This window comes from Saliphagus sp. GCM10025317 (assembly GCF_042663665.1).
Lineage (GTDB): Archaea > Halobacteriota > Halobacteria > Halobacteriales > Natrialbaceae > Natronosalvus.
Window position 1 is genome coordinate 160614 of sequence record NZ_JBHTAQ010000005.1, and the last position, 17906, is coordinate 178519.

Genomic DNA, 17906 nt, shown 5'->3' on the forward strand with positions numbered 1-17906 from the left:
CAATGAATGTATGGTGGAACAAGGTGCACGTAAGGACCGGTGTCCCGAGTGCGAGGGGACCATCCGATCGACGGGGACGGAACAGATCTGTAGCCAGTGTGGACTCGTCTGTCGAGAGCACGCGATCGATCCCGGACCGGAGTGGCGATCCTACGGCGACGAGGACCAGTCTCGGCGCCGAACTGGCGCGCCGCTCACGCGGTCGCGACACGACCGCGGTCTCTCGACCGAAATCGGCTACGGTTCGGGCTCGCGTCTCACCGGCCGGAAACGTCGTCAATTTGCCAGACTCAGGCGCGAACACAACCGCGCTCGCATCGCGACGAAAGCGGACCGAAACCGCGTCTACGGATTTACCGAGATCCGTCGCATTCGAAGCCGTCTCTCGCTACCCGTATCCGTCCGTGAACAGGCGTGTACCCTCTTCAAATCGGCCCAGTCGGAGAACCTGCTACAGGGTCGGTCGCTCGAGGGGTTCGCCGCGGCCTCGGTCTACGCGACGTGTCGAACGCGGTCGATCGCCCGAACCGTCGACGAAATCGTCGCCGTCTCCCGTGCCAGCGAAAACGAACTCAAGGTCGCCTACGACGCCCTCAACCGCGAACTCGGCCTGCCGACCGGCCCGATCGACCCGTCTCAGTACCTGCCGCGATTCGCGTCGAAACTCGAGCTCGACGCTGACGTCGAGCGACACGCCCAGGAACGCGTCGACGCCCTCCTCGAACAGGGTCTGATCGGTGGCCGCAATCCAGGCGGCGTCGCCGCTGGCTGTCTGTATCACGCCTCGCTCGTGCTCGACTGTGAGGCCATCACCCAGCAGGCCGCCGCCGACGTCGCCGACGTCTCGCCGGTTACGATCCGATCGGCGGTCGAACTAGTCGATCAGGTGGAGTGAGGACTCGAGGCGATCCACTTTTTGACGACGTCGAGCACGAGCGCGAGCGACGCTACGTCGTCCGCAAGTTGTTCGTACTCGGCTCGTAGACCTCGCCCTTCTGCTTGAGCTTCTCGATCTCGTGTTCGGCTTTCGACTGATCCATGCCAATCTCGTTCGCCCGCTCGAGGACGACGTCGATCGGTGCGCCCTCGTCGTACTCCTCCTCGACGTCGCTGATGAGCTGCTTGATGTTCTTGATCCGGTCGCGCTGGGACTTCGAGGTCCCTGCCTCGACGATGTCCGCGTCGAACTCGCCGGTTTCGGGATCCACGCCGATGTCCTGGAGACACGAGCGAACGATCTCAATCACGCGCGTGGCGTCTTCCTCCTCGACCGTATCGGAGAGGCGGATCCGCGCGCTGGCTTCCGACAGTCGAACCAGCCCCTCGAGCTTTCGGGCCGTCACCGGCACCGCGGCGTCCTCGTCGGTCCCCTTCGAGCGGAGGTCGACGTAGAAGTCCCGGATGGCTTCCCGGGCCTCCTGAGTCATCCGCGGGTGGCAGTTCTGCTTGGAGTACGCGATGTACTTGCGCAGCAAGTCGGCGTCGATCACCGGGTCGACCTCCTCGGTCATCGACTCGATCTCCTCGGTGGAGACGTCGAGCTGTGGCATCTCTCGCTGCTGGGTCGTCAACTCGCCGGCGTAGTTCGTCGTCAGAATGTGTTCTGCCAGATTGCGGTCTTTCTCCTCGTCGGGCTGGTCCGTGACGGTGAAGATCAGGTCGAACCGCGAGATGAGCGCCGGCTCGAGGTCGATCTGCTCGCTGATGGGTTCGTAGTGGTCGAAGCGACCGTACTTGGGGTTGGCCGCGCCGAGCAGCGAACACCGGGACTTGAGGGTGGCGTTGATGCCCGCCTTCGAGACCGAGATCCGCTGTTGCTCAAGGGCTTCGTGCATGGCGCTGCGATCTTCCGGGCGCATCTTGTCGAGTTCGTCGACCGCCGCAATTCCTTGGTCGGCGAGCACGAGGGCGCCAGCCTCGAGGGTCCACTGTTGGCCGTCGCCGAAGTCGTCGCGAACCGCAGCTGCGGTAAGCCCTGCCGAGGACGACCCCTTCCCAGAGGTATAGACGGAGCGAGGTGCAATATTTTGGATATATCCGAGCATCTGCGATTTCCCTGTACCAGGATCTCCGATGAGCAGCATGTGCAGGTCCCCACGAATCCTCGAGCCGTCGGGTAACTGCTTGGTCACGCCTGAGAACAGCTGGAGCATCATCGCGAGCTTCTCCTCTTCGTAGCCGTAGATGGCGGGCGCGATGGAGCCGACCATGTCCTCGTAGACGTCCTCGCGCTGGGAAATCTCGTAGATTTGTTTCTTGTCCTCGTCGGTGATGTCCATGTCCTCGAACTGCTCCTCGTCGACCTGGACGGACATCCCCTCCATGTAGAAGTCGAAGATGGGCGACTTCTCCTGCTGGTTGCCCTGTTGCTCGAGACGCAGGACGCCCACCGCGGAGACGTGATCGCCGGGGGTGACCTCGCCGGTGATGTCGTCCTCGATGTTGACGTCGATGGCCTGGGGCGTCTCGCCGCCGCGCAGTCCCTCGGGGCTCTCCTGGATGCGAAGCTTCTGGGAGTCGACGAACTCGGACTGGTCGAAGTTCACGCGGAAGGGCCCCTGTCGCTCACAGCCTTGGCACTCGTGGGGCTCCTGGAAGTCGCCGGTCGACTGGGGGATTCGCGAGAGGGTGCCACAGAGTTGGCACTCGAAGGCGGCCTCCTCGATCTTCGGACGGACGTCGGTGGCCTTCCGGACGATGCCGCGCACCTGGACGAGGGTGTTCATGTGGCGGGCGCGAATTTCGCGGATCTCGGGGGATTCGGTGTCCGGGAGTGTGTGGATGCGGACGTGGGCCTGCCCGAGGCTGACGTCGATCGGCAGGTCGTAGAGTCGGAGGGCTTCCTCGGCGTAGCGCTGGAGCTGTTCGGGCTGGTTCAGGAAGTCGTCGGCCAGGTCGGGATCGAATCGGTAGAGGTCCTGCCAGTCGACCGACAGCGAGCGCTGTTCGTTGGGGTAACGCTGGGCGAGCTGCTTGATCTCGTTGTCGTAGTAGTTACGGAAGAACTGCTCGAACGCGTCGACGAGTTCAGAGTTGCCCGCTTGCGCCATTGAAATCGTCTAGGGTCGGCATGGGGTATAAATGGTCGTATAGCCGGCTGAAAGTAGTCAGCCTGACTCTCTTGTTCCTCGAGCAATTCGACCACTCGAGACTTTCGAGACTAGTTGTTCGGAAATGGTATCGATGTTATAGCGAGGCTCAATCTCGGTCGTATGAGGTGACGGCTGCTGTCACTGCTGTCTCGCCGGCGGATCCCGGCTCGCGATTTTGCCGAACAGGACCCGGTTGTCCGCGACGGCGCGATACCCCCACTCTCGTAATCGACTGTGTCCGGGGAGTCGCTGGAACGCTCGAGCCACGAACCGGTCGGGCGTCTCGAGGCGGGCCACGGCCTCCTCGAGGGCTTCGCCGCAGGAGTAGACCCGGTCCTGGGTGAGGAGGTGGGCGCAGGTTTCGTAGTCGTCGGGTAGCCGGGCGAGTTGATCCGGCGAGAGTTCCTCGAAGCCGACGAGTTCGAACGCGCCGCGGGCGTCGGCGTACTCGGCACACCAGGTACAGAAGCCACAGTCGTCGTCGTAAACGAGTCGCGGTAGCGGCGTTGCCGTCATGTCCCTATCGACGGCCGGCCGGCCGAAAGGTCTGTCCCTCGGGCAGTCGCCGACCGCCTCGAGCGCTGGCGTGACCGTATCACCGCTAAGCTCGAGCACTGAGGCGATCACGGCCAGTGCTATCAGCGCATCAATATCACCGACTCCTGATCACTGCAGGCCGAACGAATTTCAGGGATTCGTATCGTATACCGGACGTATGAACGCGCTGTTGTCGCGGCTGAGGCGGTGGTTCGTCAATGGGGTCGTAATCACGATCCCGATCATCGTCACGCTCATCGTCCTCCTCGTCGTCCTCGAGTTCCTCCTCGGTCTCCTCTCGCCGGCAATCGCCGGCATCGGCTACCTCTGGGACAATGAGCCGTCGACGGCGGTCATGCAAGTGCTGACCATCCTCGCGCTGCTCGCGTTCTTCTTCCTCGTCGGGCTCATCGCGGAGTACACCCCTGGGACGTACCTCTCCCGTCGGTTTCACCGCACGTTCGAGACGATTCCTGGCATTGGAACGATCTACACGAGCGTTCGCCAGGCGAGCAACGTCCTGATCGACGACGACGTCGACCAGTTCGAGGACGTGAAACTCGTCGAATTCCCCCACCGGGGCGCGCACGTCCTCGGCTTTCTGACCGCCGACACTCCGACGGCGATCGAGGAGAGTGCAAATGCGGGGGACATGCAGACGGTCATGATCCCGCTCGGTCCGAATCCGATGACGAACGGGTTCATCGTCCACGTTCCCGACGAAGCCGTCTCCGACGTCGACGTCAGCGTCGAGGAAGCCGTCCGAATGACCGCGACGCTCGGGGTTGCGTCTAACGGCGTGGACGAGGGTCGCTGATTTGCTCGACGTCCTCGAAAATCGTCTTCCGCTGTGAGAAATGAGAACGCCAGCAACTACTCCTCGAGCAACCGCTCGACCATCTCGTCGGGGTCGAATCGCTCGAGATCCTCGTAGCCCTGACCGACGCCCAGGAAGAGGATCGGTTTGCCGGTGACGTGGGCCACCGAAATGGCCGCGCCACCGTTCGAGTCGGCGTCGGCTTTCGTGAGGATGGTGCCGTCGATTTCGGCGGCCGCGTTGAACTCTCGAGCGCGGTTGACGGCGTCCTGGCCGGCGACGGCCTCGTCGACGAACAGGGTCATGTCGGGGTCGACGACCCGGCCGATCTTCTCGAGTTGGTCCATCAGCCCCTCGTTGGTGTGGAGGCGCCCAGCAGTGTCTCCGAGGACGACGTCGATGTCGTTGGCCTCGGCGTACTCCACGGCGTCGTAGAGCACGGCCGCGGGGTCGCCGCCCTGGTCGTGGGCGATGAGTTTGGTGTCCCGGGCTCTGGCGTGCTCGGCGATCTGTTCGTTCGCGCCGGCGCGGTAGGTGTCGCCGTTGGCCATCACGGTCGAGTAGCCGCGTTCCTCGAAGCAGCGGTCAAGTTTCGCGATGGAGGTCGTCTTGCCGACGCCGTTGACGCCCGTGAAGACGATGACGACCGGCTTGTCCTCGATGGCGATTCGCTCGTCGAAGTCGAACTGGCCGACGCTGATCACGTCGTAGATGGCGTCCTTCAGGGCCTCCTCGACGACCGCGCCCGTCGAGGTGGTGAACGTGCGCGTCTCGCCGACGAGTTTCTCGCGGATGTTGTCGACGATCTCGTCGACGACGCCCATCTCGACGTCGCTCGAGAGCAGGGCCAGTTCGAGTTCCTGAAGCGGCCCCTCGAGGTCGTCTTCTTCGATGACGAACTTGCCGCGGACGAGGGATTTGGCCTTGCGGCCGAAGCCGATACCGCCGGTGTCGTCTGCGTCGGTTTCGGCTTCAGCTCCGGATTCGGCTTCAACTTCGGTTTCGGCTTCGACTTCGACTTCGTCCTCGAGGTCCTCCTCGTCTTCGTCTCCGTCTCCGTCTCCGTCTCCCTCTTCGCTCACCAAACCGTCCCCGACGACCCCTTCGTCGGTCGTGGCATCCTCCTCGAACGCTCCGTCTTCGACGGGTGCGGCGTCGGTCTCTGCAACGGGAGCACCGTCTCGAGGTTCGGCGCCAGCGTCGGTTGTCTCCGCGACTTCGCGTTCGGATTCGGTACCCGCACCAGCGGCCGTTTCGTCCTCGAAGTCGGACTCGACACCCGAGCGTGAGTCGGTCGCGGTAGCTGCCGCCGTCGCTGTTGGTTCGTCCTCGGCGTCCGGTTCCGCGGGATCCGACTCGGGCGCGTCGACCGGGTCCTCGAGGTCGCCGTCCTCGAGTTCGTCCTCGTCGACGTCTTCGACGTTCGCTTCCGCGGCTTCTTCGGCGTCCTTGCGGAAACTACCGAGTTTCTCCTTCAGGTTGTCGAACATGGGCGTCGCCTACGTTACTCGTCGAGACCCTGATCCGATCCCGGACCCTGGCCTTGACCCTGCATCTGCTGCATCTGCTGTTGCATCGCCTGCTGCTGGAGCTGCTGGGCCTGCTGTTCGAGCTGGCCGCTCTCGCTCTCGAGATCTGTAATCTCCTCCTCGAGGTCGTCGATCCGGTCGCCGAGGCGGTCCTTCTTGTGCTCGAGCGTCTCGGCAGCGCCGTCCTGATCGCGCTCGATGGCGTAGTCGGCGCCGAGTTCGACGATGATCTCGTCTATGTCGTCGATGGTCGCCCGGACGTAGGCACCGCCGCCCAGGGGAACCTGGACCGTCGAGCCGGTCTCGAGTTGCTCGATGGCGTCGGTCGCCTCGTCGACGGCGTCCTGCTCGTCCCGGACGTTCTCGACTTCGCTCCGGAGGACCTGGATCTGTTCTTCGATCTCCTGGAGTTGCTGGGAGAGTTCCTGGAGTTGCTGCTGGCTGGCGCCCATCAGCAGGACACCTCGGTTGCGTCGTCGGTTCGCGCGTGTGTCGCCTCGTGGCTATCGATTGTTCGCATGACTATTGGTCCGTCAGGCAGTCGGAAGAATGTTCCCTTCCCTACCGACCTGACCAATTTGGATCGGTGAAACCAGGCTCCGAGACGTGAGGTGCGGTCGGGACCGCCCTAGGCTCAAGCGTTTTTGCCCCACCGACCGAACGGTCGAGTATGACCGAACTCGAGCCGGAAACCCTGCTCCCCCTCGCCTCGAATGCAATCGCAGGCTTCCGACGGCGAAATCACCCAGATTCACCGCGGACGAGCCTACGCCGAAGTGGGTGATACGTTCGTCGTCGACGACGCGACGTTCGAGGTCGTCGACGTCACGGAACGAACCCTCGGAGACCTGACGGACGCCGACGCCAGAAAGGAGGGTGTCGAGGACCTCGAGGCGTACCGCGACCTGCTCGAGCGCGCTCACGAGACCTTCAAGTGGGACGACGGGAGCGAGGTCGTTCGCCATCGGTTCGAGCGTCGGGAGTAAGGGTAAATCAGTGAAGCGTGGCTACCGCTCGAGGCCGTACCATGATCGTCCCTAGAAACTGTTAGTCGATTTCCGGCCATCACAGGCAAGAAACGTGACTCGTCTGCCGTCAGTCGATGTACCCGAGGGCGTCTTCGATCCGGCCCAGCTCCGGCCCCGTCGTGTCTCTCCCGACGACGTATCCCTGGGCGTTGGCGAGCAGACCGGAGCCGACCAGCGGCGCGCCGTAGTTAATCGTCCCGACGTCCGCGCGGACGTCGAGCGCGTCCTCGAGGGCGTCTAACTCCCCGTCGGTCGCCTTGGGATGACAGAGGACGCCATCGTTCGTCGCCACGGCCGCGGTTCCGACCGTCCTGACGCCGGCGAGGTCGCCGCGTTCGACGGGCACCTCGAGGGCGTCGCCGATGACCTGGACGGCCTCCCGGGGGAGGTCGGGATGGACGTACGCGCCGTAATCGTTTGCGAGGACGACGTTTCCGGCGGCATTGATCTGTCCGGGCAACTCGGTGACGGGTACGTCGAGAGTCTCCTCGAGGCGTTCGCGCTCGTACTCGAGGACGCGCGAACTGACGAGCAGGCCGTTCTCGTTACCCATCGCTAGCGCACCGACGGTCGAGGAGCCGCCGACGGTCGTCTGGACGGCCTCGACCGCGAGTTCCTCGGCGAGGTCTGCGACGAGGTCGTCGTCGGCGTCGGGGCGAACGAACAGGTGCGAGTCGGTCGCACGGGCGAAGACGCCGATGTACGACGACCCGCCGAACGCGGCGCGAAGCAAGTTACTCGGCGACCTCGGCCTCGACGATCGCCTCGCCGGCGTCCTCGAACCGGGCGGCGCGGACGCGGAGCTTCCGCGGCGGGTTCGCGCGGCCGTTGGCCCAGACCTCCTCGTTGATCGAGGGATCGAGGCGGATGGCGTCCTCGTCGACGGCGAAGTGCTTCGCCAGGTGTTCGCGGACGACCGACATCGCGTAGTTGGCGGCCTCGTGGTTGGGGCCTTTCTTCACGTCACGCAGCGGGACGGTGACGACGCGTTCGTCGAAATCACTTGCACTCATGGTTACTCGTCAGTGTCGTTTCGACGCCAGTTGCGTCGTTTGGGGTTTCGCTGCACTTCCATGTCGGTCTTGAGCATGACCCACGCGGGGACGCGGCTGTTCTGGTTCTCGAGTTTGGCAAGCCGCTTTTTCTTGCCCTTGGATTTTTTGCCCATAGTGGACGCAGGTAACCGACGCTGGCTTAAAATCTTGTCCATCTGGCCGTCGAGGGTTCGACGCGCACTCGAGCAACGTGCCCGAGTCACCCGTCCTCGAGCAGATAGCGCTCGACGTAGGTCGTGACGGCCTCGAGGGTCGCCTCGCTGACGCTCGTCGTGTACCGCCAGTTCTCAACCCCGTCGTAGCCGTCGTGGCGGTAGAACGAGTCGTGATCGTAACAGGCCGTGCCGTGGAATCGCGTCCCGCCACCAACTCCCTCCGGGCCGGCGTAGGCGGTCGCCATCGGCGACACCTCGAGGGTGTCGTCGTCGACGCGGACGGCGGTCCCGAGGTCGTGTTCACACCGGCTGTCGATCACGGTCTCGACGACGTCGTCGGTGAGGAACGTGTGAAAGGCCTCGTGGATGGCGATGTTCTTCGTCACGTCGCGGGAATCCCACGTCTCCGTGGCACCGAGGTTGGCGACGACCTGTGCGTCCTCGCCTTCGACCGCATCGACGTGGTGGTTCGGCCGCCGGGTGCCGCCGTATCCGACCGCGTAGTGAACCGGCCCCCACCAGCACAGGAGGTGGCTACACCGCCCCGTGACGGCCCCTCGCTCCTCGAGCACCTCGGCGAACGCGTCGAGGATGCCCTGCTGGGTCGGCGCGACGGCGTCCCGCGGGGAAGAGCCGGACGCGAGCGAGAGGTCGACCTGGCCGCCGCGTTCGACGATCACGTCGATGTCCTCGAGCCGTCCCTGCTCTGTGGCGTATGCCGTCACCTGATCGAACGCGTCCCTGATGGCCTCGAGGGCGTCCTCGTACGGCGGTGGCCAGCCGCTCGAGACACCCTGCCAGCCGTAGCGGGCCCACCCGGTCGTGGGGAGGGTGCCGGGGTAGACGCGGAGGTGGACTGGACCTCCGGTGACCGACGTGGTCGTCGTCTCGGTGGTTGAGGAGAGGACGGCCGCGCCGCCGAGGGCTGCCAGCACCTCTCGTCGGGTCGTGATGCCGTCGACGAACGCGCCGTCCGCGGTGCTGCCCGTCGTGTCATCCGCCGTGCCGACTGTCGTACCGACTGCCGACCCATCATCTCCGGATTCACGGGACCCGTCGGCCTCGTTCATGGTGTCGGTCGATCGGTGCCCGCTCTGACCACCGCGGCGGTGGTCGCGCTCACGGACGTATTTGCGTTCACGACAGTCAGGCCGCGACCGACGTCGACCGTCCCTGTCACCTCGATCATACCTGTTCTGTTACAACAGAACTTGGTATTACTCTTCTCGCTGTATTTCGTCGATAACGTGAGTTACAGAATCTCTACTTGTTGTTCGATGACTCTACTTGAATCGAGATATTCGCGTACGTATCACGAAATAGTCTATTTCTGATGACGGTCGATCGAGCGATACTGACGCGCGCTTCGGACTGTCACGAACGACGGATAGTGTGCGGAGAGAACAGGTGGTTCGCCGATGGGACGTGGGACATCGAATCCGGCTCGAGCGGGAATCGTGGCGAACCGGCTATTCGAGCGGAAATTGCGACGAATCGGCTACTCGAGCGGGAAGCGCTCGCGCGTCTCGTAGACGGGCCCGTCCTCGGTGAGTCGGCTCTCGGTGAGCCGAATCTCCTCGACCGTAGTCGTGCCGACGGTCGGCGAGCGCTCGCGGACGACCGACTGGACGCGCTCTTTCCCGCCGGCGTGGTCCATTCGCGCGATGGTGACGTGAGGCGTGAACTCGTGGTCGTCTGCCTCAAAGCCCATCGCCGTCGTCCGATCCTCGATCGTCGCCTGGAGGCGCGTCAGTTCCTCGCTTCCGTCCTCGACGCCGAGCCATACCACGCGGATGTACTCGAGATTCGGGAAGACGCCTAGACCGGCGAACCGAGCCTCGAACGGGTTGATCTCGGCATCGTCGACGGCGGCCTCGAGTTCTCGCTCGAGGTCGGGTACCCGGTCGGGGTCGACGTCGCCGAGGAAGACGAGCGTGACGTGTGCCTGCGTCGGGTCGGTGAGCCGTATTCCGGCGGCATCGGAGAGCGGTTCCTGGGCCGCGGCGACGGCGTCGGCGAGCGATTCCGGGAGGTCGACGCTGACGAACAGTCGCATATCGAGATTATGGCGCGTGCAGGCTTGAAAGATGGTGGTGGTGGTGGTGGCCGCGGCGGTTCTATAACTATAGAATATATAATCTCAAACTATGAAAAGTATATCGTGAGTGTACCGGCCCGATCACGCTCGAGCCACGTCTATCACTGCCACCGCATCCGTGATTGTCGCAAACTCTCGATTGAGGTGGGCGAGCGCGAGTCGGTGGCTCGTCTCGGCGTCGTAGGTCGTGCCGTCGTGGCCCTCGCGGTCGAACGTCGCCGTGGCGTCCGCGACGACGATTGGGTCGAAGCCGCGGTTCTCGGCCATTCGGGTCGTCGTCGACACGCAGTGGTCGGTGGTGAAGCCACAGAGGACGACCGTCTCCACGTCCCGGTCACGCAGGTGGTCCTCGAGATCCGTGTCGACGAACGCGCCGTTGACTCGCTTCTCGAGGACGGATTCGCCGTCGCGGGGTTCTCCGACGGATTTGAAGTCGTTTCCCGACTGACCCGGTCGCAGCGGTGAGTCCGCCTCGGTCGAGCAGTGTTTCGCGTGGACGATCGGACGACCGGTTTCGCGCCAGGCCGCCAGTAAGTCGGCGATACGCACTTCGGCGTCGGGATTGTTGCGCTCGCCCCAGACGGGGTCGTCGAAGCCTCGCTGGACGTCGATCAGGAGCAACGTCGCGTTCGCGGGGAGCGGGGTCTCGAGTCCGTTCATGCCGGTGAGTGGAACTCGAGCGCGTTGAACGCTTCGACCGGCCGCTCGAGGCGGTCTCTTGTGGTCGTTCGCCCGCTCGAGCGTCCGCCCGACCGGGCCTCGGCCATGGCGCGCACTCTCGCTGTCGTTCTCGGAACGGTGTGATACGCCCTCTCACTCCCAGAAGAGGGAAATACCGGGCAACCCAACGTCCCCACGATGCTGCTGGTCCTCTGCGTCGACCTCGACGACGACCTCGGTCGGAAGACCGGATTCTCGACGCCCGTCATCGGCCGCGAAGACGTCGAGGAGGCGGCCGTCGCCCTCGCGACCGCGGACCCGGAGGACTCCGACGTCAACGTCGTCTTCCAGGGGCTTCACATCTACGACGACCTCGATTCTCGCGATGAGAGCGTCGAGGTCGCCGTCGTCACCGGCCTCGAAGGATCCGACGTCAAAGCCAACCGCAAGGTCGGCGACGAGGTCGACACCGTGCTGGCCAGTCTGACGACGGGCGAGGACGTCACCGCGTTGCTCGTCACCGACGGCGCCCAGGACGAGTCGGTCGTCCCGATCATCCGTTCGCGGGTGCCCATCGACGGCGTCCGCCGGGTGGTCGTCCGCCAGGCGCAGAACCTCGAGTCGATGTACTACACGATGAAGCAGGTGCTGGCCGACCCCGAGACCCGGGGGACGGTCCTGATCCCGATCGGAATCTTGCTGCTGGTGTACCCCCTCGCGCTGCTCGGGAGCCTGTTCAACCTGCCAGGACTGATGCTGGGGGTGACCTCGGCACTGCTCGGCCTGTACCTGATCTCGCGCGGCCTCGGCCTCGGCGAGCACCTCGACGAGAGCGTCGAGCGACTTCGGCTCTCGCTGTACGCCGGGCGGATGACCCTCATCGCGTACGTCGTCGCCGCCACGCTGATGGTGCTCGGGGGTGTCAGCGGCCTCGACACGATCGAATCCGTCCAGGGCGAGACCGGCGGGAGCGTTCCGGTCGCGCTCGCGGCGTTCGTTTACGGCTCGATCCAGTGGATCGCCGCCGCCGGCATCACGACCAGTCTGGGCCAGATCACCGACGAGTACATCGCCGGGAGCCTCGAGCTCCGCTACCTCAACGCCCCGTTCTACGTGATCGCGATGGCGATCGTCCTCCACGCCGTGAGCGCCTTCTTCCTCGATCGGGCCGGAATCCCGTACCTCGCGACGGCGTTGACTGGCGGGACGCTCCTGGGAATTGTGAGCACGCTCACGTTCGCCGTCGCGGAGTCGCGGCTGGCGGAGGGAGGCCGGCGGGCCGAAGGCGCCTGACGGACGACCGAGAGACGAGCTCTACCGGCGAGAACGTCCGTACGGGCTGGCACAGTGTGTAACAGAGTATTTATGTGTCCAGTGAGTGGCCAACGGGTATGGGAGAACGTCCGAAGGACGAGGGGGTTACGTCCTCTCCAGCCGGTACAGACCCTCTCTCCTCGGAACTCTATCGGACGCTCGCCGACGCCGTTCCTGGTGGGGTCTTTCAACTCGATACGGACGGCCGCGTCGTCGCCGTCAACGACGCCCTCGTCGAACTGACGGGGTACAGTCGCGAGGAGCTGGTCGATGCGCACCCCTCCGTATTCCTGGAGAACGACAGCGCGGACCGCCTGGACGCCGAATTTCAATCGCGACAGGCGACCGGCGCTGACGACGTCTCGACGCTCGAACTCACGACTCGGGCCGCCACCGGCGAATCGATCCCCTGCGAACTCCGGCTCAACGGCGTGTCGGTCGACGGAACGACTCGAGGGGCGGTCTGTGCCGTCCGCGACGTGTCCGACCGGCTCCAGCGAGACGCCGAACTCGAGAGCGTCCAGGACGCGTTCGAGTCGATGGCCTCGGTCCTCGACGAGGCCGACGTCGGCGTCTTCCTCCTCGATTCGGACTTCGAGATCGTGTGGGCCGACCGGACGATCGAGCGGTTCTTCGACCTCGACCGGGAGGCCGTCGTTGGCCGCGACAAGCGCGACGTGCTCGAGGAAACGATCGCTGACCGGGTAGCCGATCCGCAGTCGTTCGTCGACGTCATTCGCTCGAGCTACGAGGACAACACCGTCGCCGAGCGCTTCGAGTGTCGCCTCCAGTCGGTGGACGGGACAGAGGAACGGTGGCTCGAGCACCGAAGCAATCCGATCACGGCCGGCCAGTACGCGGGCGGGCGAATCGAACTCTACTACGACGTCACGGGTCGGAAGCGATCCGAGGTCGCGCTGTACGAACGAGAAGAGCAGTTGCGGACGCTGGTCGAGGCGGTCGACGAGTACGCGATCTTCATGCTCGACACCGACGGGACGGTCGTCACGTGGAACACGGGGGCCCGGGAGATCAAGGGTTACACCACCGACGACGTCGTCGGCGAGCACTTCTCGACCTTTTATCCGGAGGAAGACGCCGCAGACGGGAAACCGGAGCGTCTCCTGGCGACGGCGCGCGAGGAGGGACAGGTCGAAGACGAGGGCTGGCGCGTCCGGAAGGACGGCTCGCGGTTCTGGGCGAACGTCGTCATCACCGCGATCAGGGACGACGGCGACCTGGTCGGCTACGCGAAGGTCACGCGAGACATGACCGAGCGGCGAGAGTACGAGGAGCAACTCCGTCGCGAGCGCGACCAGACCGAGCAACTCCTGCGGACCTCGCCGATCGCGATTTCGGTCCGGGACGCCGATAGCTCGCTCCTCCTGGCGAACCACCGCGCGAGAGAGCTGTTCGGACTCACGGAACCGGACCTCGATGAGGGTCCCGAGAGCCTCGAGGAGTGGACGATTTCGCACGCTGACGGAACGCCGTTTTCGCCGACGGATCGACCCGCGGTTCGCGTTCTCGAAACCGGCAATCAGGTTCTCGACCAGAAAGTCGTCGTCGAACGCCCTTCCGGCGACCGGTTATGGCTCTCCGTGAGCGCCGCTCCCGTGTTCGACGACGGCGGCGACCTCCAGCGAATCATCACCACGGCCGAGGACATCACCGGGGTCAAAGAACGCGAGCAACAACTCGAGTCCGAACTCGGGGAATTGCTCGGACGGATCTCCGACGCGTTCTACGCCCTCGACGAGGAGTACCGGTTTACACACGTGAACGAACGTGCCGAGGAACTGCTCCAGGCCAGCGAAGAGGAGCTACTCGGCGAATCGCTCTGGGAGATGTTTCCGGAGGCGGCCGAAGTCGACGAGGTCTGGGACGCGTTCCACACGGCGATGGATACCCAGGAGCAGACCAGTTACGAACTCTACTTCGATCTCCTCGACTTCTGGGTCGAGGCGAACATCTACCCCTCCGAAACCGGCGTCTCAGTCTACTTCAGGGACGTCACCGAGCGCATCGAGCGTGAACAGCAGCTGGCGGAATCCGAGCGACGCTACCGCACCCTCGCCGAACACTTCCCGAACGGGGTCGTGATGTTGTTCGACGAGGACCTCCGGTGTACGCTCGCGGCGGGACAGGCGTTCGAGCACCTGCCTATCTCCGCGGACGAACTCGAGGGACAGGTGCCGGCGGAGATGGTCGACGAAAGCGCCGGTCGAGCACTCGAGTCGGCCTTCCAGGAGGCACTCGACGGAACCGAGCAGATGATCGAAGTCGAGTACGCGGGTCGCCAGTGGTCGATCCACACCGCGCCGATCACCGACGTCCAGGGCGGTTCGACGGCCGGGATGGCGATGGCCCAGGACATCACCGAGCGAAACGAGCGCATTCAGAAGCTCGAGCAGTTCGCGAGCGTCGTCTCCCACGGCCTGCGCAATCCGCTGGGTATCGCCCAGATCTACACCGACATGGCTCGGCAGGAGGGGAATCCCGAGGACTTCGACCAGATCGAGCAGTCCCTCGACCGCATGGAGACGATCATCGAGAACCTGTTGACCACCTCGCGCGAGGGCCGGACGGTCTCCGACCCGGACCACGTTTCGCTCTCCGAGACCTCGGTGGAGGCCTGGCAGAACGTCGAAACGGGCGAGGCGACGCTCGAGGTGGACGACGACCTCGAGCGGGTGCTCGTCGACGAGGACCAGCTCCACTCGCTCTTCGAGAACCTGTTTCGAAACGCCGTGCAGTACGGTGGTGAGGCGGTCACGGTTCGCGTCCGGTCGCTCGAGGACGAGCCCGGGTTCGCCGTCGAGGACACGGGGCCGGGAATCCCAGCAGAAAAACGGGACGAGGTGCTCCAGTACGGCTACACGTCGGGCAGCGGCACCGGTATCGGGCTCGCGGTCGTTCGCGACATTGCCCAGGCTCACGGCTGGGGAGTTTCGATCACGGACGGCGAAGAGGGCGGTGCTCGATTCGAGTTCCGTGGCCTCGAGACGGCCTGACGATCGGTGCCAGTACTCGCTCGGCCTTTCTACGGCACTACACCACTAGCGTTCTCGCTCGACGACGAACTCCGCCAGCTCGAGCAGGTAGTCTCGCGCCTCGGCGTTCGCGACGTCGACGGTGCCGAGCGCGTCGATGGCCCGGTCGGCCTCCGCTCGGGCCCGGCCGTTCGCCTCGGCCGGCGTCATGTCCGTAATCTGTACGAGCGACGGGCGCTCCATCACGGCGTCGTGTCCGGTCGGCTTGCCGAGCGCTTCGGGGTCGGCGACGGCGTCCAGGACGTCGTCGCGGATCTGGAAGGCGACGCCGACCCGTTCGGCGTACTCGCCGAGGGCCTCGACCGTGAACGTGTCCGCGTCGGCCGCGATGGCGCCGAGTTCGGCGGCCGCCCGGAACAGCGCCCCGGTCTTGCGCCGGGCGAGGGTCATGTACTCGGCTTCCGTCTCGGGTTTCGCCTCGAGTTCGGTCGCTTCGCCGACGCCGAGTTCGACCATCGCCTCGGAGACGACCTGCATTGCGGCGGGGTCGCTCGAGAACAGCGCGAAGGCTTCCCCGAGGAGGCCGTCGCTGGTGATGATCGCGGGGCCGTAGCCGAGTTCCGACCAGGCGCTGGTGGTGCCCCGCCGGAGGGCCGAGCGGTCGATGATGTCGTCGACGACGAGTGACGCCGTGTGGACGAGTTCGATGCCGACGCCGAAGTCGACGGCGTCGCTCGCCTCCCCGCCGACGGTCTCACAGGCGAGGACGGTCACCGTCGGGCGGACGCGTTTTCCCCCGGCGAGGGTCGCGTGACGAACGCCGTCGTTGAGCGCCTCCGGCTCGACGCCGTCGACGACCTCGATGAGTCGCTCCTCGAGGAGCGCTCGACGGTGCTCCAGCAGTTCCATTGACAGGGCTTAGGACGGCCCTCAAAAGTAGGTGACGGTTGCCATCACCGTCTTCACAGCGCGCGTTTGTAGCCACACGCCGGACAGTACAGCGCGTCCGAATGGACGAGGAGGTAGCTCCGCTCGCAGCGACCGCACGATCCGGCGATGGAGGCTCCCAGCTCTCGAGCCAGGCCGCTCACGGTGCCCTCGAGCAACCGCTGGCGCCGCTCCGTGGCCTCGAGCCGAGCGATCACAGCCTCGAGTCGCTGGTCCGTTCGTTGCGCGGCAACACCCCGCCCTGCCGAGCTCCGGCCGGGGACCCCGCGACGAGTGTGGCGTTGTCTGGTGTCCATACGCGTGTCTACGTGTCACAGGGAGAAAAGCGCGTTTTCACGCCCGATGGCACGTTTGCCGGCCGATTCCGGCTGACGGCCACAACGCTCAAGATAGACCTTTCCCATGGTTTGGGTGGCGACGGTGGCCATCAACAGCAGAGGTGGTGGAACGGCCATGGACGTCGCCAGGGGGTACGTCCCTGCTCCGACGGTGCCAGACTGTACCCGGGTTGCTGGATGTCACGACCGTTTGACGTTGCTTCGTCGTTCGAGACGCCTTCTCGATGCGGTATCGACGTTCTCTATGCACGCTGCGTAGCCATGCATCGTCGCTATCACGCACACGTCCACGACGACACTCGAGACTCGAGAGCCACGCGACAACGATCGGTTACGTCGCTCCATACACAGGTAAGCGACGGTTACACGCCGCCAGGGAGACGATGAGGCGGAAAACTGGCTCCGGCGGACGTCGCATTCGAACGACGCTCGCGACTCGAGGCCAGAAGGGTTATGACGGTAGTCGCATATTACTACTCGATTCATGACTGACGACCCGTCGTTCGTCGACCGTTTCGACGATCCACGGATTACGACGCAGTTCTGCCGTCGACTCTCTGACGAGACGGACGTGACGCTCCTCGGCGTCGTTCACGACCACCCTGCAAGCATCGCCCGCGTCGAAACCGTCCTTGAGTACCTGGAGCCCGACACGCTAGCCCTCGAACTCCCGGGTGCGGCCGTTCCGCTGTATCGAACCTACGCCCGCGACAGCGAGGGGACACCCTCGCCCGAGTTCGGTGGCGAGATGGCGGCCGCGATCCGCGCCGCGCCGGAAGCGGATGTCGTGGGTATCGACGCCCCCAACTGGTCGTTTCTCCGCCGCCTCTTCACCCGCCTGCTCGCCGACCGCGTCCCGGCGTCGACCGCCCGACGGGTCCTCTCGAGTCTCAGTGGGGCGACGCGAACGGCGCTGACCTGTCGCGTCGCCGCCACCGTCTCGAACGCGACGTCGGTGACCGTTGCCTGCGACGACCCGATCGAGTACGCCTGTTCGGCGGACGATTCGCCCGCGACGCAGGCCGAACACGAGCGCCGACACGTCTCCGGCGTCAGAACGCTCCTCCGGCTCCAGGGCGACGGGGCGGACGCGACGACGTACCGCGACGAGACGCGGGAGTCGTGTATGATCGACCACCTCGAGTCGCTCCAGGCGGAAGGGTCAGTTGTCGCCGTCGTCGGTATCGATCACCTGCGGGCGCTCGAGACGGCGCTGGCCAGTAGTGACAGTGACGGCGGCTCACAGTGATGACGGCCCGCGGTGACGAGTGCCCGCGGTGACGACGGCTCCGGTAACGGCGGCTCCGGTGGCGACGAACCCGACGAACCGATCTGCACTGAG

At 64.9% G+C, this 17906-nt stretch carries 18 protein-coding genes and 1 pseudogene; 6 read left to right on the forward strand and 13 right to left on the reverse strand.

The window, feature by feature from the left end:
- Window positions 1-10: 10 nt before the first annotated feature.
- On the forward strand, window positions 11-895 hold the full coding sequence (locus ACFQS4_RS02920) for a transcription initiation factor IIB (RefSeq protein WP_497902213.1): 885 nt from the start codon (window positions 11-13) through the stop codon (window positions 893-895).
- 52 nt (window positions 896-947) lie between these two features.
- Here the strand turns inward: ACFQS4_RS02920 and ACFQS4_RS02925 are convergent, their stop codons facing one another.
- Both ACFQS4_RS02925 and ACFQS4_RS02930 read right to left on the reverse strand, forming a co-directional pair.
- Entirely contained in the window at window positions 948-3050 is a 2103-nt protein-coding gene (locus tag ACFQS4_RS02925) for a minichromosome maintenance protein MCM (RefSeq protein ID WP_254158999.1), read from the reverse strand.
- 180 nt (window positions 3051-3230) lie between these two features.
- Window positions 3231-3608, reverse strand: coding sequence for a thiol-disulfide oxidoreductase DCC family protein (locus tag ACFQS4_RS02930; RefSeq protein ID WP_500192049.1), 378 nt, complete (start codon window positions 3606-3608; stop codon window positions 3231-3233).
- Between the two features lie 199 nt (window positions 3609-3807).
- On the opposite strand from ACFQS4_RS02930, the gene ACFQS4_RS02935 reads away from it, so the two are divergent.
- Window positions 3808-4446, forward strand: a complete 639-nt coding sequence (locus tag ACFQS4_RS02935; protein WP_497902215.1) for a DUF502 domain-containing protein — start codon at window positions 3808-3810, stop codon at window positions 4444-4446.
- 56 nt (window positions 4447-4502) lie between these two features.
- Here ACFQS4_RS02935 and ftsY read toward each other — a convergent pair whose 3' ends face one another.
- Both ftsY and pfdA read right to left on the reverse strand, forming a co-directional pair.
- Complete coding sequence (gene ftsY / locus ACFQS4_RS02940) at window positions 4503-5936, reverse strand: signal recognition particle-docking protein FtsY (RefSeq protein WP_497902216.1); 1434 nt, start codon at window positions 5934-5936, stop codon at window positions 4503-4505.
- Window positions 5937-5950: 14 nt separating this feature from the next.
- Window positions 5951-6427, reverse strand: a complete 477-nt coding sequence (pfdA, locus tag ACFQS4_RS02945; RefSeq protein ID WP_497902217.1) for a prefoldin subunit alpha — start codon at window positions 6425-6427, stop codon at window positions 5951-5953.
- A 218-nt stretch (window positions 6428-6645) separates the two neighbouring features.
- Between pfdA and ACFQS4_RS02950 the strand changes: the two are divergent.
- Window positions 6646-6961: pseudogene (locus ACFQS4_RS02950) on the forward strand (ASCH domain-containing protein).
- A gap of 109 nt (window positions 6962-7070) precedes the next feature.
- Here the strand turns inward: ACFQS4_RS02950 and ACFQS4_RS02955 are convergent.
- The 7 genes from ACFQS4_RS02955 to ACFQS4_RS02985 form a co-directional block, all read right to left on the reverse strand.
- Window positions 7071-7736: a translation initiation factor IF-6 gene (locus ACFQS4_RS02955; RefSeq protein ID WP_497902218.1), complete on the reverse strand. Its 666-nt coding sequence runs from the start codon at window positions 7734-7736 to the stop codon at window positions 7071-7073.
- 1 nt (window position 7737) lies between these two features.
- Window positions 7738-8016 (reverse strand): 50S ribosomal protein L31e, encoded by a 279-nt coding sequence (locus ACFQS4_RS02960; RefSeq protein WP_254159007.1) that lies wholly within the window; start codon window positions 8014-8016, stop codon window positions 7738-7740.
- 2 nt (window positions 8017-8018) lie between these two features.
- On the reverse strand, window positions 8019-8171 hold the full coding sequence (locus ACFQS4_RS02965; RefSeq protein ID WP_497902219.1) for a 50S ribosomal protein L39e: 153 nt from the start codon (window positions 8169-8171) through the stop codon (window positions 8019-8021).
- Between the two features lie 86 nt (window positions 8172-8257).
- Window positions 8258-9283 (reverse strand): hypothetical protein, encoded by a 1026-nt coding sequence (locus tag ACFQS4_RS02970; protein WP_497902220.1) that lies wholly within the window; start codon window positions 9281-9283, stop codon window positions 8258-8260.
- On the reverse strand, window positions 9280-9402 hold the full coding sequence (locus ACFQS4_RS02975) for a hypothetical protein (protein ID WP_497902221.1): 123 nt from the start codon (window positions 9400-9402) through the stop codon (window positions 9280-9282). Before ACFQS4_RS02975 ends, ACFQS4_RS02970 begins: the two co-directional genes overlap by 4 nt.
- Window positions 9403-9711: 309 nt before the next feature.
- The gene (thpR, locus tag ACFQS4_RS02980) at window positions 9712-10269 is read right to left on the reverse strand and encodes an RNA 2',3'-cyclic phosphodiesterase (RefSeq protein ID WP_497902222.1); all 558 of its coding nucleotides are present in this window, start codon (window positions 10267-10269) and stop codon (window positions 9712-9714) included.
- 123 nt (window positions 10270-10392) lie between these two features.
- Window positions 10393-10971, reverse strand: coding sequence for a cysteine hydrolase family protein (locus ACFQS4_RS02985; RefSeq protein WP_497902223.1), 579 nt, complete (start codon window positions 10969-10971; stop codon window positions 10393-10395).
- Window positions 10972-11169: 198 nt separating this feature from the next.
- On the opposite strand from ACFQS4_RS02985, the gene ACFQS4_RS02990 reads away from it, so the two are divergent.
- Complete coding sequence (locus ACFQS4_RS02990; protein WP_497902224.1) at window positions 11170-12264, forward strand: DUF373 family protein; 1095 nt, start codon at window positions 11170-11172, stop codon at window positions 12262-12264.
- Between the two features lie 98 nt (window positions 12265-12362).
- Entirely contained in the window at window positions 12363-15299 is a 2937-nt protein-coding gene (locus ACFQS4_RS02995) for a PAS domain-containing sensor histidine kinase (RefSeq protein WP_497902225.1), read from the forward strand.
- 45 nt (window positions 15300-15344) lie between these two features.
- On the opposite strand, the gene ACFQS4_RS03000 is transcribed toward ACFQS4_RS02995, so the two are convergent.
- On the reverse strand, window positions 15345-16187 hold the full coding sequence (locus ACFQS4_RS03000) for a polyprenyl synthetase family protein (protein WP_497902226.1): 843 nt from the start codon (window positions 16185-16187) through the stop codon (window positions 15345-15347).
- Window positions 16188-16240: 53 nt separating this feature from the next.
- Complete coding sequence (locus ACFQS4_RS03005; protein WP_497902227.1) at window positions 16241-16522, reverse strand: hypothetical protein; 282 nt, start codon at window positions 16520-16522, stop codon at window positions 16241-16243.
- A gap of 526 nt (window positions 16523-17048) precedes the next feature.
- Here ACFQS4_RS03005 and ACFQS4_RS03010 point away from each other — a divergent pair.
- On the forward strand, window positions 17049-17813 hold the full coding sequence (locus ACFQS4_RS03010; RefSeq protein WP_497902228.1) for a hypothetical protein: 765 nt from the start codon (window positions 17049-17051) through the stop codon (window positions 17811-17813).
- Window positions 17814-17906: the final 93 nt, after the last annotated feature.